This is a genomic window from Effusibacillus dendaii (assembly GCF_015097055.1).
Lineage (GTDB): Bacteria > Bacillota > Bacilli > Tumebacillales > Effusibacillaceae > Effusibacillus > Effusibacillus dendaii.
Genome location: NZ_AP023366.1, coordinates 435,955 through 451,084, shown reverse-complemented (window position 1 = coordinate 451,084; position 15,130 = coordinate 435,955). Strand labels below are relative to the sequence as shown.

The window sequence follows — 15,130 nt, the reverse complement described above, 5'->3', positions numbered from 1 at the left end:
TCATGTGATCTTGTTCCAGGTTGTTTTGCCCGTACTCTTCATTTTCTTAAGCGGTTACATCGTCCAGAAAAAATTCCAGCCTGACATCCGGTCCGTTTCGGTCGTTGCCTTATACATTACAAATCCGGCGCTTGCATTTCAGACATTTTATGGCACGATGTTAAACAGTCAGCTTTTCTATATTGTGGTTAACTCATTTCTCCTTTTATTTGCGTTAATCCTTTTCACCAAATGGGCAAGCCGCCTGTTTCATTATTCAACTACGGATGAAAGTGCTTTAATGCTGACGACCGCCTTCATGAATTCAGGGAATTACGGTGCTCCCATCATTTTGTTCGCTTATGGGCAAACCGCTTTTCAGTATGCGGTAGTGACCATGGTTTTGCATTTGATCATCATGAGTATTTTTGGAGTTTACTTCGCATCGCGAGGCCAAAACGGTGTGATGACAGCCGTCAAAAATGTGCTTCGGATGCCTCAAATCTATGCGGCCGTAATTGGCATCCTGTTTCAGTTAACTCACGTTCACATACCCGCTTCGTTTGACCAAGCGATCAATCTGGTTGCACAAGCGACCATCCCATTAGTGATGCTGATCTTGGGCATGCAGTTGGCAACCATAACGACAAAAGATTTTGAATGGAAAACGATCGCTGTCGGTTCCGTTATCCGTCTGCTGCTGTCGCCTGTTGCGGCTTGGGCGATCTGCCTGTTGTTTCCGCTCGACCCGCTTCTGCAAAAAGTATTGATCGTCACAGCGGCCATGCCGCCTGCCGCCACGATGGTTTTGTATGCGATCGAATTTGACGCAAAACCGCAGTTGGTTTCCAGCATCACGTTTATCGGTACGCTGATCAGCTTCGCCACCATCACGGCACTGCTCTACATTGTATGATGGCAGGCAAACTTTCATTTTGAAATCTTGCCATCTTATTTTTGCCACTTACCGTTCATACAGCCCTCCGGTAAAATAGTAAAAAAACACAGGAGGCGGTAACGTGGAGGATCGGATATGGCAAGCAATCGTGGATTGCGATTCGCAATATGACGGCCAGTTTTTTTATGCGGTTGTTTCCACACGTATTTTTTGCCGCCCCTCCTGTCGCTCGAAGACACCAAAAAGAAATAACGTAATCCTTTTCTTCACCCCATCAGAAGCAGTTGCAGCCGGGTTTCGTCCCTGCAAACGATGCCAACCGCATGACACCAGTCCCTTCTGCTCAGATATTGAAATCGTCAACCGTACCTTGCAGCTGATCGATACAAACTATAGCGAGCCGCTCTCTTTGCGTGAGATGGCAAGCCGGGTTCATATCAGCCCCTATCATTTGCACCGTACGTTTAGACGTATAACAGGCGACACTCCGTCTGACCGTTTGACGCGAAAAAGAATAGAAGCAGCCATACAATTATTGGTCAGCAGCAGGATTCCCATCAAACAAATTGCTGAACAGGCAGGGTATCGAAATACGGCCTACTTTTCGTCTGTATTTCGAAAGATCACGGGTGTAAGCCCGACCGCCTACCGTCTCCAACAGTTTCAGCAGAAACAGCAGAAAAGGTGATATCGATGAAAAGAACGGTTTGCATAGGAACAATCGATACAAAACTCGGCGTTTTGGGCGCCGTAGTGACAGACCTTGGACTCGCCCTGCTCACCTTCCCATCCGATCCGGTCGATGAGTGTGAAATGTGGATACGCAAATGGGAGCCATCCGCCGGAGTCATCTCCCACTCTCCTTTGCTGGATGAGGTACGCAACCAACTATCCGATTATTTCGCAGGACGTTTGCGCACGTTTACCCTGCCGCTTGACATGCGCGGCACTCCTTTTCAGAAAGACGTGTGGCAAGCGCTGCCACAAATTCCCTACGGAACAACTGTATCCTACGGACAAGTTGCGAACATGATTGGAAAACCTAAAGCCGTAAGGGCGGTCGGAGCTGCCAATGGCGCAAACCCGGTACCGATTATCGTACCTTGCCATCGGGTGATTGGCAGCAACGGAAAATTGACCGGCTATACAGGCGGATTGTCGATCAAACAGTTTTTGTTGGAACTGGAAGGCGTACATCGTTTCGCAGCAGAGTTCACCGTTTCCTAATCGAGTAAACACGGAATAGACGGGGCTGACGACCAGGACACCCGTCTTCTTTCCCTGTTCACCGGTTTTATTCGTGGCTGCTGACCGGCACATAGCGGAGCTCTGTTTTTAACACTTTGCCGTTCGGATTGCGAGGCAACAAATCCATTATTTCTACATAAACGGGCACTTTGTATTTCGCTAATCGCTCCGCCACCCATTGTTTGATTTCTTCTGCTGACAGTGAGGCGCCTGGACGCGGTACAACACACGCTTTCACCACTTCCCCATAAACGCTGTCGGGAACTCCCACCACGGCCGCTTCCATAACGTTCGGATTGGAATAAATGACATCTTCCACTTCCACCGAATAGACTTTTTCACCGCCACGGTTAATCATATCCTTGATACGATCCATCACATAAACAAAACCTTCCGGATCCATCGCCGCCAGATCTCCTGTCGCAAACCAACCGTCCACCATTGCTTTTTGGGTCGCTTCTTCGTTTTGCCAATAGTAGGGAACCACCATCGGGCCTTTCAGAACAAGTTCGCCCACTTCCCCCGGGTTCAACTGTTCCCGACTGACAGGATCAACGATTTTAGCTTCCGCCACGGGAACCGGTATGCCGACCGAACTGATTTTTTCCAACTGGTATTGATGCGGCATCACGGTGGCTGGCGAAGTGGTTTCCGTTAAACCATATGTGTTGTGAAGTTCCAGATTCGGATTCCAATCCATCAGCGCTTTGACCGTTTCGGCTGGCATGGGGGCTCCTCCAAATCCGCCAACACGGAAGTTTTCCGTATTATATTGTTTGTAATCCGGCTGCATAAGGGTCATGACATACACGGTCGGGGCCGCAATTACATGGGTGATTTGCTCGTCCTGCAGAATCTGCAAAAACTGATCCGCTTTAAACATCGGCATCAGTGCGATTTTTCCACCGAGATAAATAAACGGCACTAACTGTCCAGCCAAGCCTGTAATATGAAAAAGCGGCACTGCCACCACCGTCGAATCATCGGAAGATAATCCGTAACAGAGTTCGTAGTTGATCGCCGAATGGATCAGATTAAAATGGGTGTTGACAGCCCCTTTCGGCCGACCGGTGGTACCCGATGTATACATGATTAACGCAGGGTCATGCTCATGCAGCGCTTCTTCTACCAAAAAAGGCGCGTTCTCTGCAACAAGCTGGCTGTACGGCAGAGCGCCCTGCGGGGGGTGTTCGCTTGTCACAAAAATCCTTTCCGCCGGAATCTGATCGATGATGGGAAGCACATTCGGCCACCATTCCTCGTTTGTAATAAGCAGCTTGGCTCCCGAATTTTGCAGCATGTATTCCAGTTCCTGCGTTTTCAACTTGGTATTGAGCGGAACCGCAATCGCTCCGATTTGCAAAGCGGCGTACAGCCCTACGACAAACGGAATGCCGTTCATCAACAAAAGAGCCACCCGATCACCCTTTTGCACTCCGTATTGATGTATCAATTGGTAGGCCATATTATAAACTTGCTGCTGCAATTCTGCATAGGTGATTCGCTGATCTCCGTGCACAAGCGCAATTTTGTCTGGAAAACGGCGGGCGCTGTTTTTCAATGTTTCGCATAACGTATGCGGTCGATTCTTATACACTTTTAATCGCACGCCATTGACCGTTTCTTCTGCAATCTGATTTTGAATTTTCTCCTCCCAAACTACACGCATTGCGGCACCCCCAGAATCTTTTTGTCATTCATCCATATTTTTGTAGTAGGATGAATATGACGAGAGTTTACTTTCTTTTCCCATATTACCAAACATTCTGATAAAATAGTGAGGGAATTTGGCAAATGGACAACCTGCTTGATCCAAAACCATTCGAACATCAGATAAACTGGACAAACATCGAGCATTTTTTACGGTTGCATATTGAAAACCTTGATGTAAAAAGTCCTTTGCAGGTAGAAACTTTCTCCATCGGCTATTCCAATTTGACCTTCTTGCTTCGTATTGGCGATTGGGAAGCTGTTCTGCGGCGCCCTCCGTTTGGCGTCTTACCGCCGAAAGGGCATGACATGCGACGGGAATACCAAATTCTTCAGAAAATGCAGCCCGTGTTTCCTTATGCACCCAAACCTTTTTTGCTATGCGAAGACCCGTCTGTAACCGATCGGCCCTTTTATGTCATGGAACGAAAAAGAGGCCTGGTGCTGGACGACGAACTGCCTGATGCCTATCGGAATCCTGGTGTTTTGCCGTTAGTCTCCGAAACGTTTGTCGATACTTTGGTACAGTTGCATCAGATCGATTATCAAACTGCAGGACTTGCCGATATTGGCCATCCGGAAGGATTTCTGGAGAGGCAGGTGAACAGTTGGATCAGACGATTCCATCTTGCAAAAACAGACGATCAGCCCTCCGCAGAAAAATTGGAACGGTGGCTTGTCGACCATCTTCCTCCCTCTCCCCCGCCGACGGTTCTTCATAATGACTTTAAATTGAACAATCTTATGTTTTCAACCGAAAAAGTTGGCAGTCTGGTGGCTGTACTCGATTGGGAGATGTGCACAGTCGGTGATCCGTTTGCCGAGTTGGGGTACGCGCTCGCCTTTTGGACGGAAGCGGGTGAACAAATAGACGGAATCACCTCACCGACCGCCTATCCCGGATTTTTCAGTCGACGGGATGTCTTGCAACGATATGCGGCAAAGAGCGGTCGTGATGTATCCTCCATCAATTATTACGTCACATTTGGTTTTTATAGAATTGCCGTGATCCTGCAACAAATTTATGCCCGCTGGAAAAACGGCCAGGCGTCTGACAAGCGATTCGCTAAACTGAGTCATTCGATTGGGCATTTGCTGATACGGGCAGAGTCGGTGAGGGAAAACGGTCTGTACTGACGCCGCTTTCCCCAACTATTTTTTGGGCAATTCGATTTGCCACAAACCCGGTTCTGCCGTTATGATTCGTTTCGGCCAATTCACTGGACGCGTTAGCGGGATCGCCTTTTCGAAATGTTCTTGGTAACTTTGCCAAACCATGTGTTCACTATGTTCCGTCTTTGTTTCCAGTTCAACTGTTCGACGCAAAATCAGTATCTGATTCTGGTAAAACGCTTCCAAATCATTTGGGTGGCGAATGCCATCCAGTGATACGGTAATCAGATACCGGTCATCGAATTCTTCGATTGTCAGTTGCCGATTCACTTGCTCAAGCAGTTGATTCAAGTGTCCGAATTTAATCCAATTTTGTAAATCAGACGTCATTCGCTGGAACAGACCCCACGGATCAAATGGACCCAGTTGGTTCACAGCCGACACCTCCAAGGATTCATTCTCACTGCTATCGTATGTTGGAAATAGTGTCGGGGTATATGGAAAGAGTGAAAAAACCTCCGATAGGATAAAATTTATACGATTCCTATCGATTAAAAAAGCACCGAGCCGGTGCTTACCCAATGAATCATTATCTTGGCAGGTGGGGAGGGATCTTAAGATAACCCCGTTGCTTCATAAGGTGTTGTAAAGTTTGCATCCAAGAAACCTTCATTAAAAAACATTTCAAAAACAAGAAATATTTCAAAAACACGGCTCCTACATCCGACCTCGTTGATTCCGTAACCCCTCTGACCGCAATTTGGATTCCCATAAGCTCATTAAACATAATCGTGTTTGCAATCTCTTCATCCGTTAACCTTGACGAATCGTTTATAACTAATCGGTCACCGCTTACTGATTTATCTGGCGTATTCCGCGGAAGCGGCACACCCTCATGTTTAAGAAATTCATTCAGTGCATTGATAATGGGTATACTCCCGCTTGATTGGTAGAATGGTCTCTAAAATATTCCCTTTCATCCAGTAACCTATGCATAGATACTAGTATTTTCGACCTGCCGTTTGGCGGAAAATCGAATTTTGTTACACGATTGTTACACCAATGTCACTCGATTGTTACATCCGTCTTATAAAATTCTGTTACCAAACTGTAAGACATCATGCGCAGCAGAGGTGATCAAATGGAAAATTTAGACCTGGTAAGTGAATTTGTTTTGATTAACTCTTATTTGCAAGCTGTTAAATACGGACTTGAAGAGGAATTCACGAATATGCTTTTTGAAGAAATTGAGCGGCGGGGTTTAGAGCTGCCGGAGGTTACCAAATGATTTATGAAAAGTTGGCCCGCTTGGAAACACGACTCCGGGAACAAGCAGGGTTTCTACAAAGTAAAGCACCCGTCACTATGGCAACCGTTCACCAACGAATCGTAGCTTTGCAAAATCTTTTAAATTGCATTTTGGTGGACTTCACATCCGATAACTTTCAGAAAAAGTACTGGTACGAACAAGTGGAAGCCCATTATCAACTGCCTCCGTTAGAGAAAGTATTTCATTCCAAACCCAAGATGTATAAATTTTAGCAGCAGTCCCCCCGCCTATCGCAGGGGGATTGTTTGCCATCAATTGTCACCCAGATATCCACCTTGATTGCTTTCCCGTGCGTGAATCTCCATTGCACCTTCTGCCAACTTCTCTATCGTTGACTTTGGCTTCATTTTAGCATTCTCTTTGTCCAAAACGTCCTTTACACTAATCCGCGCTTCCTTTAGGGTGGGCTGAAGCGCGTTGCAGTTCCATGATTAGACTTGATATAATCATGGTATGGGACAAGAATATCGCCATACGAAAACAACCGTACCGCTCATCCACTATCATTTTGTATTCTGTCCGAGATACCGACGAAGAGTTCTCGTTCGCCAGGTCAATTGCGATTCAAGGAACTGGTGAAAGGGATTTACGCTTAAAACGACTTGGCTGATTCTCGCAATGGAAGTCATGCCGGATCATGTTCATTTGTTTCTCCATTGTTTCCCCACAGATTCGCCGTCTGGCATCATGGCGACCATCAAAGGGAGCATTATCCAGACGACTGCGAAGTGAATTCCCGCATCTAAGACATCTCCCCAGTTTATGGACACGTTCTTTTTTTGTGAGTACGGCAGACAACGTATCCAGTGATACAATCCGCCGGTATGTCGACGCTCAGAAGAAGCGCGGGTGAACGATGTGCACAAAGCCTATTCCTTCCGTCTCTATCCAACAAAAGAACAGGAGTGGCAAATTCGGCGCACCATTGGGTGCTGCCGGTTCGTATTCAACCACTTTCTCTCTCGCCGGAAGGAAGCGTATGAGCGGGACGGATCTACCTTGAACCAATACGCCTGCATGCGGGAATTGCCCGCGTTGAAAACAGCAGCACCCCTGGCTTCGGGAAGTGGACGCGGAAGCTGCGGCGATGGCGAATTAAAACGGTTAAAACCCCGTCTTGCAACAGGGTATTCATAAGAACGCTTAAAGAAATCTATAGCTTTCTAGTCTTGTCTGTATAAACTCTACGCTATGAATTTACTCACGCGCGACTTCTCATCCCATCCCACAAATAAAAACGAGAGCCCCTGTCGAGTCTCTCGTTTTTATTCGTGGAGCGGGTGATGGGAATCGAACCCACGCCGCCAGCTTGGGAAGCTGGAGTTCTACCATTGAACTACACCCGCAACTATGGAGGCGCCACCCGGATTCGAACCGGGGAATAAAGGTTTTGCAGACCTCTGCCTTACCACTTGGCTATGGCGCCGTATTGTTTCTCATTCGAACCACGGATAATTCTCAAACTCCGTCGCGGCTTCTCATCCCATCCGCTGAGGTGTAACTTATTGGGGTGAGTGATGGGAATCGAACCCACGAATGTCGGAGCCACAATCCGATGCGTTAGCCACTTCGCCACACCCACCATAAAACAAGGATGTTTTACTCCGCGTTGATCATACGGACGTGATCGGTAGTAGCGGAGTCTCCTTAACATATTTACTCCGCGCGACACGCATGGACGTGCTAGTGTCGAACATGCCACAGGATGTGGCGCTTATGTTCGACCTGCAAGGACACAAGCGGTCTTAGCGGAATTTCCTATAAAAATTAAACTGGCAGGGGCAGCAGGATTCGAACCCACGACATGCGGTTTTGGAGACCGCCGTTCTACCAGCTGAACTATGCCCCTGTATACTCCCCAGCGAAGCACAGTACGGCTCCGCAAGGAATTCGGATATAAATGGTGGAGGCTGACGGGATCGAACCGCCGACCCTCTGCTTGTAAGGCAGATGCTCTCCCAGCTGAGCTAAGCCTCCGCATTTTGCCATTTGGTGCTCGAAGCCGGACTTGAACCGGCACGGGAAAAATTCCCGACAGATTTTAAGTCTGTTGCGTCTGCCTATTCCGCCATTCGAGCGATCAAGACAACTGCTATGATACCATTTTCGATGTACTTTCTCAATAGAAAAGATACAACAAAACAAAACAAAAAGCTTGAATCGCCTGCCTGATTTTAACCCTTCGCAATTATACTTCTACTTTCTTTCGTTTCCGCCCGTTGCAATCGGCGAACGATAAAAATTTGCTCTGTTATGCTCATCTCTTCTCGTTTTCGGGAAATACCGCAATCCCATTTTGCATAAACAGTGCTGCCGTGACGCCAACACCGGCCTTTTTTGCCCCGGAAAAGGATCCGTCATATATCATATGGCTTCCACACGATGGGCTTCGTTCTTTGAGAATGGCTTCTGTTGCTCCGGCAGTACGAGCGAGTTGTAACGCTTGATAGGCGCCATCAACAAACTCTTTCGTGACAACGTTGCCTTGGCTGTCGATAACCCGGGCACGGCCTGCAAGCACGTCAAATCCGTCACCGCCCACAATCTCCGCAGGGTTACGAGGCGTTGGCAATCCTCCTAACTGTTCAGGACAGATCGGCACTGCGGACCGGTCTGTTACGAATTGCTCTATGTCCTCTTGCCAAGCAGATTTTTTGTCATATCGACATTCGCACCCAACTAAACAAGCGCTTACTACTTTCATTTGCAAAACACCTCACCTATTTATCGGTTGGTTGAATGCGAAAAGCCATCCACATTTCGAACATGGCTTTCCTATATCATACACAAACAACAGTTGCTGAGTATAGTAGTGCTATGCAAAAGTAGCGCGCGCAGAGTTTAGAAGAATTTTATACGCGAAAAAGCCCTTCCGTTCCTGTGAAGGGCCTCATCTCATAAACAGCCTGTTATTTGTTCAGAATATGAATAGCATGCCCGACAGCCGCTTCTGCAGCCTCCATGATCGTTTCCGGCAGCGTCGGATGTGCGTGTACCGTCAGTGATAAATCCTCAAGCGTTGCACACATTTCAATGGCCAGCGTCGCTTCCGCTATCAGATTGGATGCCTCCGGACCAACAATGTGGACCCCCAACACGCGTTTCGTTTGTTTTTCGGCGATGACTTGCACAAATCCGTCACCGCCTTCCATAGACAAGGCACGTCCGTTAGCTCCAAACGGAAACCGACCGGTCAATGTTTCATATCCTTCCTGTTTGGCCTGTTCCTCCGTCCATCCCACACTGGCGATTTCCGGGTCGGTGAAAATTACTGACGGAATTACGACAGCATCCATTTCACTCGGCAGACCCGCGATCACTTCGGCCGCCACTTTTCCCTCGTAACTGGCTTTATGGGCCAACATCGGATTGCCTGTCACATCGCCGATTGCAAATACCTTCGGATTTGTCGTTCGTTGCTGCCGGTCCACCTTGATAAACCCTTGTTCGTTCGTTTCAATACCGGAATCTGCCAGTTCAAGACCGCCCGTATAAGGTTTTCGGCCAACCGTAACCAACACCTGATCAGCTGAAAAAACTTTTGTTTCATCCTTGACACGAACTGTCACATCCACTTTCTCTCCATTTATCTGGAGGGAAGTGGCAAGAGCGTTCGTCTGAACCTCAACGCCCAATTTTTTTAAGTTGCGGGTAACGTATCTCACCAAGCCCGGATCCGTTCCCGGCAAAATCTGGCCCGTTCCTTCCAAAACGGTTACTTCACTTCCCAACTTGCGGTAGGCAGTACCCAATTCCAGTCCGATATAACCGCCGCCTACCACCAACAATTGCTGCGGAATCTTTTTCAGGCTCAATGCTTCTGTGGAACTGATCACACGTTGCCCATCAAACGGAATGCCTGACAACTCCACCGGATAAGAACCCGTGGCAATAATGCAGGACTCAAAACGGTATCGTTCGCTTCCGTGTTCAGTAACCACCCGAACTTCATTGGCGGAAACAAAAGATGCCTCCCCTTGCACCACCGTAATTTGATTTCCTTTGCAAAGAGATGCCACGCCTTGTGTCAGTTTTTGAACGACTCCCTGTTTCCACTGCTGCAGCCGTTCCATTTCCACCGTAATACCATTTACTCGAATCCCGGCCGTTTCCATCGTTTTCATGCGATGTACAAAATCAGCCATGGAAATAATCGCTTTCGAAGGGATACATCCGCGGTTCAAACAAACTCCGCCCAAATCGTTTTTTTCAATTAACGTGACCGATTTGCCCAATTGCGCCGCGCGGATGGCAGCCACATAACCGCCGGGACCGCCGCCAATCACCAATACATCTGCTCCTACGGTAAATTCGCCTACAACCAATTAGACCATCTCCAAAAACATCAGTGTCGGATCCTGCAAGTATTGAATGATATGCTTGGTAAATCGGCCGGACATGCCACCATCAATTAATCGATGGTCAAATGTTAACGATACAGGCATCAGATGACGACCGATAATGCTATCATCATCCAAAATCACCGGTTTGCGCGCAATCGTTCCAGTCGCCAAAATCGCAACTTCCGGATGGTTAATCACCGGTGTCGCAAAATACCCGCCAAACGATCCGATGTTGCTGATCGTAAATGTCCCGCCCTGCAGGTCGGAAACATCCAACTTCCGGTGGGTCGCTTTTTCTGTGAGTACGCTTATTTCATCTGCCAGCTCCAGCAGGCTTTTGCGATCTGCCTGTTTGATGACTGGCACAATCAAACCGTCCGGTGTATCAACGGCTATGCCTATGTTATAGTAGCGCTTTACAACGATTTGGCCTTTCTCATCATCAATTGACGCATTAAAAAATGGATATTCCTTCAGCGCCGAAACCACCGCTTTAATTACAAACGGCAGATATGTGAACTTGATTCCTTTCTTGCTTGCCATATCGGCCGCTTTCTTACGGAACTTAACCAACTCGGTCACATCCACCTCTTCCATCGAAGTGACATGCGGAGCCGTGAACTTGGAACGGACCATGTGTTCCGCAATTACGCGGCGAATTCCTTGAATTGGAATCCGTTCTTCCAACTGTTCCGCTTCCCTGTCCGACGTATAAGCGAACGGCTGACGATCTGCAAGCGGCGGCGTATTTTTTAAGGGGTGGGAAACCTGTGATGCTACCGCTGACCGGACATCCTCCTCCGTAACGCGTCCTCCTGCTCCCGTTCCTTTTACCGTCTGGATATCCACGCCAAGCTCCCTCGCCAATCTGCGAATCGCCGGAGTCGCCAGTGCCCGTTTGGCAGGGGTGGGAGCGGTCTGCTGCGATTGATTGGATACAGATGCAGGGGTCTGGGCCGTTTCCGTTTGCGTCGTCTGATTCTCGGAATTGGGCGTTTGTTGATTTGTCTCGAATTCAACAAGAATGGTTCCCACCCGAACGACATCCCGCTCTGCCGCGTGGAGTTTCACGATTTTACCTTTGACAGGAGAAGGAATTTCGACAAGCGCTTTGTCCGTTTGCATCTCCAAAATCGGTTGGTCTGTCTCAACCGTATCCCCTTCTTTTACCAGCCAACGGATAATCTCCGCTTCGTGAATACCTTCCCCGACGTCAGGTAATTTCCATTGATATGACATAAGGTTTCCCTCCTGTATCATCCAAAAACAAACATAAGCTGTCTGGTTACTTAAAAATGCACCGTCCGTAAAATCGCTTCTCCTGTTCGTTTCGCATCCGGCAACCAATAATCCTCAAGGGTGGGCACCGGATAGGGTGTATCATAACCCGTTACGCGAGCCACCGGGGCCTCCAAAGAAAGAAATGCACGTTCATTGATTTGCGCTGTAATTTCGGCACCGACTCCACCTGCGCGTACCGCCTCGTGAACAATAACTGCCTTCCCGGTTTTTTGTACGGAATTCACAATCGTATCGATATCAATCGGAGAAATCGTCCGTAAATCAATCACTTCACAAGAAACTCCTTGCTGGTCAGACACCGATTTCGCCGCTTCCAATGCTACCGGAACGGTAGGCCCCCAGGCGATAACCGTAACGTCATTTCCTTCTTGCACTACATTCGCTTTTCCAAGCGGCACTTGATAGCTCCCTTCCGGCACCTCGCCGCGGAACGCACGGTACAACTTCATGGGCTCCAAGAAAAGAACCGGGTCGTCATCCGCCAGCGCGGCCAACAGCAAACCTTTTGCATCGTACGGATTGCTTGGCATGACCACTTTGATGCCCGGCGAATGAAGAAAAAGCGCCTCCAAACTGTCAGAATGAAGTTCTGGTGTACGCACACCGCCGCCAAAAGGAGACCGAATCACCATCGGAACGGAAAAACGCCCCTGGGAACGAAAGCGCATTCGTGCCGCCTGCGCTGAAACCTGATCCATGGTTTCATAGATAAATCCCAAAAATTGAATTTCTGCAATGGGGCGCATTCCGTTCAAAGCCAAGCCAACCGCCGTTCCAATAATCCCCGATTCAGCCAGCGGAGTATCGATTACCCGGTTTTCGCCAAACGCCGCCATTAATCCTTCCGTGGCGCGGAACACACCGCCGTTTTTGCCTATATCTTCTCCCAAAACAAGTACGCGCGAATCAGCCTCCATCGCCACTCGCATTGCATCTTGGATTGCTTGTATCATGGTCATGTTCGCCATATTAACGTCCCTCCCCCTGGTTCAAACGCTGAACAAAGTCTTGTTTCTGTTCTGCCAAAGGCCCCGTCAAATCGGCGTATACATGATCAAAGAAAGAAGAAGGTTCCGCTTTCGGATGTGATTCCGCTTTTTCGACTGCAGCATCGATTTTTTGTTTCGCTTCCTCACGCCACTCGTTTTCCTGTTGTTCATTCCAAATTCCTTTATTTTCAAGGAAAATACGAAAACGAATCAATGGATCCCGTTTTTCCTGCCACTCTTTCAGTTCGGTTTCATTCCGGTAACGAGTGGGATCGTCTGCGGTCGTATGCGAGCCCAAACGGTAGGTGACCGCTTCAATTAACGTCGGACCCTCTCCACTGCGCGCCCGGTCTGCTGCATACTTCATGGCGGAATAAACGGCCAATACATCGTTGCCGTCAACGCGAATCCCCTCCATTCCATACGCGACAGCTTTCTGTGCAATAGTAGGTGTCGCCATTTGTTTGGAAACCGGCACACTGATCGCCCAGTGATTGTTCTGACAGAAGAAAATGACAGGTGCCTTGTAGACAGCCGCAAAGTTCATTGCTTCATGAACATCGCCCTGTGAAGACGCTCCATCCCCATAATAGGTTACCGCAATATTCGATTCGCCTCTCAGTTTGCTGGCCAATCCGGCTCCGACGGCATGCAGCACCTGACCCGCAATAATAATTTGAACAGGCAATACATTTAAATTTGTCGGCATCTTTCCGCCATCCGGATGCCCCATACTGTAAAGCAGGGCATGTTCCATGGGAAGACCGTGATAGATGAGTCCTGCCATTTCCCGGTAGCTGGTCGCAAGCCAATCCGTATTTTTCAAAGCGGCAAAGCTGCCAATTTGGGCGGCTTCCTGCCCGCTAAATGGTGCATATGTGCCAATTCGTCCTTGTCTTTGCAAATTAAACGCCCGCTGGTCATATAAGCGAGTCAAAAGCATCCATTTGTAAAATTCGATCAGCTTGTCGTCCGACAGTTCCGGAAGATCCCCACGAACAGAACCATCCTCAGCTAAAATCTGATACATCGACACACCAAAATCGGCCGTGTATGTTTTCATAAAACGGACCCCCCAATTGGCATATATCCTAGTTCTTAACAAATTATATTCGATTTAGACTTTCGATATCCTTCCCTCTCCAATTAAAAGGAAAACGCCCTTACAAAGTCAAGGGCGCAAGATAAACTGTACCTTTACTTTGCCTGCCGTTCGACAAGGGGGAACCACCCGGGTGAATTAACAATCGCCTGCCATGAAGGATCAGGAATTACCAATTCGGCTTGATCGTCGCGGCTGAGCGTGACACGGATTTGATTTTCTTTTGCAGACTTGACCTTTTCTACCCAATCCGGTTCCATAATAATTTCGCGGCCAAGAGCTACCAACGAAACTCCTGTTTGCAAAGCTTGCAACGCATCGTCTGGTGTATGCAACGATCCGACGCCAATTACAGGCACACGATGGCCGCCCCGCTCCTGCACCAATTTCACACGCGATTTTTTGTCCTGTGGATTACGTATCGACCCGGCCCAAAAAGATTGCACGGAAACATGCAGGTAATCCAGTTCTTTAGTGGCCAAAACATCGGCAAATTGGAGTGTATCGTCCATCGTTATGCCAGGATTCTCCGCTTCTTCCGGAGACAAACGGTATCCAACCTGGAAAGGTTGCTTTGCATGTTCTTTTACCGTTTTCCTCACTGCCTCAAGAACAGCCAACGGAAATGTCTACGCTTTTCCAGACTGCCGCCCCAACGATCATCACGACAATTCGAGTGGGGAGAGAAGAACTGCTGCAGCAAATAGGTGTTCGCGCCGTGGATTTCTACATCGTCATATCCGGCTTCAATCGCCCTTCGTGTTGCAGCGGCAAACGATTAGATCATTTCCTCAATCTCTGCTTTGGTCAAAGCGCGTGGTGTTTTGGCACCTTCCCTGGCAGCGGGAACAGCGCTCGCAATCCGGGTTTGAGGACCAATTGGTCATCGGCGCCATTACAATCCGGTTGTCCAATTCGATGCCGCTTACCGGAAAACGAAAAGATTCGAACAACGGTGCATATTTCGGGTTCATTCTTCTCTCCACCATCCTTTTTTGTCACAGCATCTCCTTAATTTTCGACAGTAACCATGATCTATGTATGTTTATGAAAAACGCTGTTTGGAGAGTATTTTACAGATGAGACGTGGACCAAATCCGTAAGGTGCCACACACT

15 protein-coding genes, 6 tRNA genes and 2 pseudogenes are annotated in these 15,130 nt (G+C 48.3%); 8 read left to right on the top strand and 15 right to left on the bottom strand.

Annotated features, from left to right (window positions below; all coding sequences use genetic code 11):
* Positions 1-4: 4 nt before the first annotated feature.
* The 3 genes from skT53_RS02380 (at position 5) to skT53_RS18960 (ending at position 2,104) form a co-directional block, all read left to right on the top strand.
* Positions 5-895: an AEC family transporter gene (locus skT53_RS02380; RefSeq protein ID WP_200760842.1), complete on the top strand. Its 891-nt coding sequence runs from the start codon at positions 5-7 to the stop codon at positions 893-895.
* A 103-nt stretch (positions 896-998) separates the two neighbouring features.
* Positions 999-1,565: a bifunctional transcriptional activator/DNA repair enzyme AdaA gene (locus skT53_RS02375; RefSeq protein WP_200759599.1), complete on the top strand. Its 567-nt coding sequence runs from the start codon at positions 999-1,001 to the stop codon at positions 1,563-1,565.
* A 5-nt stretch (positions 1,566-1,570) separates the two neighbouring features.
* Positions 1,571-2,104, top strand: a complete 534-nt coding sequence (locus skT53_RS18960; RefSeq protein WP_318978584.1) for a methylated-DNA--[protein]-cysteine S-methyltransferase — start codon at positions 1,571-1,573, stop codon at positions 2,102-2,104.
* A 67-nt stretch (positions 2,105-2,171) separates the two neighbouring features.
* Here the strand turns inward: skT53_RS18960 and skT53_RS02365 are convergent, their stop codons facing one another.
* Positions 2,172-3,794 (bottom strand): class I adenylate-forming enzyme family protein, encoded by a 1,623-nt coding sequence (locus skT53_RS02365; protein ID WP_200759598.1) that lies wholly within the window; start codon positions 3,792-3,794, stop codon positions 2,172-2,174.
* 125 nt (positions 3,795-3,919) lie between these two features.
* On the opposite strand from skT53_RS02365, the gene skT53_RS02360 reads away from it, so the two are divergent.
* The gene (locus skT53_RS02360; protein WP_200759597.1) at positions 3,920-4,972 is read left to right on the top strand and encodes a phosphotransferase family protein; all 1,053 of its coding nucleotides are present in this window, start codon (positions 3,920-3,922) and stop codon (positions 4,970-4,972) included.
* A gap of 15 nt (positions 4,973-4,987) precedes the next feature.
* Here the strand turns inward: skT53_RS02360 and skT53_RS02355 are convergent, their stop codons facing one another.
* Positions 4,988-5,383, bottom strand: a complete 396-nt coding sequence (locus skT53_RS02355) for an Hsp20/alpha crystallin family protein (protein WP_200759596.1) — start codon at positions 5,381-5,383, stop codon at positions 4,988-4,990.
* A gap of 154 nt (positions 5,384-5,537) precedes the next feature.
* Positions 5,538-5,864 carry a DUF3231 family protein gene (locus tag skT53_RS19060; protein WP_226375396.1) on the bottom strand — a complete coding sequence of 109 codons (327 nt, stop codon included), beginning with the start codon at positions 5,862-5,864 and terminating at the stop codon, positions 5,538-5,540.
* A gap of 225 nt (positions 5,865-6,089) precedes the next feature.
* Here skT53_RS19060 and sda point away from each other — a divergent pair, with 225 nt between their 5' ends.
* The 4 genes and pseudogenes from sda to skT53_RS02330 all read left to right on the top strand — a co-directional run bounded on the left by sda (position 6,090) and on the right by skT53_RS02330 (position 7,415).
* The gene (gene sda, locus skT53_RS02345) at positions 6,090-6,236 is read left to right on the top strand and encodes a sporulation histidine kinase inhibitor Sda (RefSeq protein ID WP_200759594.1); all 147 of its coding nucleotides are present in this window, start codon (positions 6,090-6,092) and stop codon (positions 6,234-6,236) included.
* On the top strand, positions 6,233-6,490 hold the full coding sequence (locus skT53_RS02340; RefSeq protein ID WP_200759593.1) for a hypothetical protein: 258 nt from the start codon (positions 6,233-6,235) through the stop codon (positions 6,488-6,490). Before sda ends, skT53_RS02340 begins: the two co-directional genes overlap by 4 nt.
* A gap of 241 nt (positions 6,491-6,731) precedes the next feature.
* A pseudogene (tnpA, locus tag skT53_RS02335) lies at positions 6,732-7,131 on the top strand (IS200/IS605 family transposase).
* Entirely contained in the window at positions 7,128-7,415 is a 288-nt protein-coding gene (locus skT53_RS02330; protein ID WP_200759592.1) for a helix-turn-helix domain-containing protein, read from the top strand. The pseudogene tnpA and the gene skT53_RS02330 overlap by 4 nt, the downstream one beginning before the upstream one ends.
* Before the next feature lie 135 nt (positions 7,416-7,550).
* Here the strand turns inward: skT53_RS02330 and skT53_RS02325 are convergent.
* The 12 genes and pseudogenes from skT53_RS02325 to skT53_RS02270 form a co-directional block, all read right to left on the bottom strand.
* Positions 7,551-7,624 (bottom strand) — tRNA-Gly (locus skT53_RS02325).
* A gap of 5 nt (positions 7,625-7,629) precedes the next feature.
* A tRNA-Cys gene (locus skT53_RS02320) sits at positions 7,630-7,704 on the bottom strand.
* Between the two features lie 80 nt (positions 7,705-7,784).
* Positions 7,785-7,860, bottom strand: a tRNA-His gene (locus skT53_RS02315).
* A gap of 191 nt (positions 7,861-8,051) precedes the next feature.
* Positions 8,052-8,127: transfer RNA gene (locus tag skT53_RS02310), tRNA-Trp, on the bottom strand.
* A 52-nt stretch (positions 8,128-8,179) separates the two neighbouring features.
* A tRNA-Val gene (locus skT53_RS02305) sits at positions 8,180-8,255 on the bottom strand.
* Between the two features lie 13 nt (positions 8,256-8,268).
* A tRNA-Leu gene (locus skT53_RS02300) sits at positions 8,269-8,356 on the bottom strand.
* Positions 8,357-8,535: 179 nt separating this feature from the next.
* Positions 8,536-8,982 (bottom strand): 2-thiouracil desulfurase family protein, encoded by a 447-nt coding sequence (locus skT53_RS02295; RefSeq protein ID WP_200759591.1) that lies wholly within the window; start codon positions 8,980-8,982, stop codon positions 8,536-8,538.
* Positions 8,983-9,187: 205 nt separating this feature from the next.
* Positions 9,188-10,603, bottom strand: coding sequence for a dihydrolipoyl dehydrogenase (gene lpdA, locus skT53_RS02290; RefSeq protein WP_200759590.1), 1,416 nt, complete (start codon positions 10,601-10,603; stop codon positions 9,188-9,190).
* Positions 10,604-11,860, bottom strand: coding sequence for a dihydrolipoamide acetyltransferase family protein (locus skT53_RS02285; RefSeq protein ID WP_200759589.1), 1,257 nt, complete (start codon positions 11,858-11,860; stop codon positions 10,604-10,606).
* A 50-nt stretch (positions 11,861-11,910) separates the two neighbouring features.
* The gene (locus tag skT53_RS02280; RefSeq protein ID WP_200759588.1) at positions 11,911-12,891 is read right to left on the bottom strand and encodes an alpha-ketoacid dehydrogenase subunit beta; all 981 of its coding nucleotides are present in this window, start codon (positions 12,889-12,891) and stop codon (positions 11,911-11,913) included.
* 1 nt (position 12,892) lies between these two features.
* Entirely contained in the window at positions 12,893-13,975 is a 1,083-nt protein-coding gene (pdhA, locus tag skT53_RS02275; protein WP_200759587.1) for a pyruvate dehydrogenase (acetyl-transferring) E1 component subunit alpha, read from the bottom strand.
* A gap of 134 nt (positions 13,976-14,109) precedes the next feature.
* Positions 14,110-14,988 (bottom strand): annotated as a pseudogene (locus skT53_RS02270) (oxidoreductase).
* Positions 14,989-15,130: the final 142 nt, after the last annotated feature.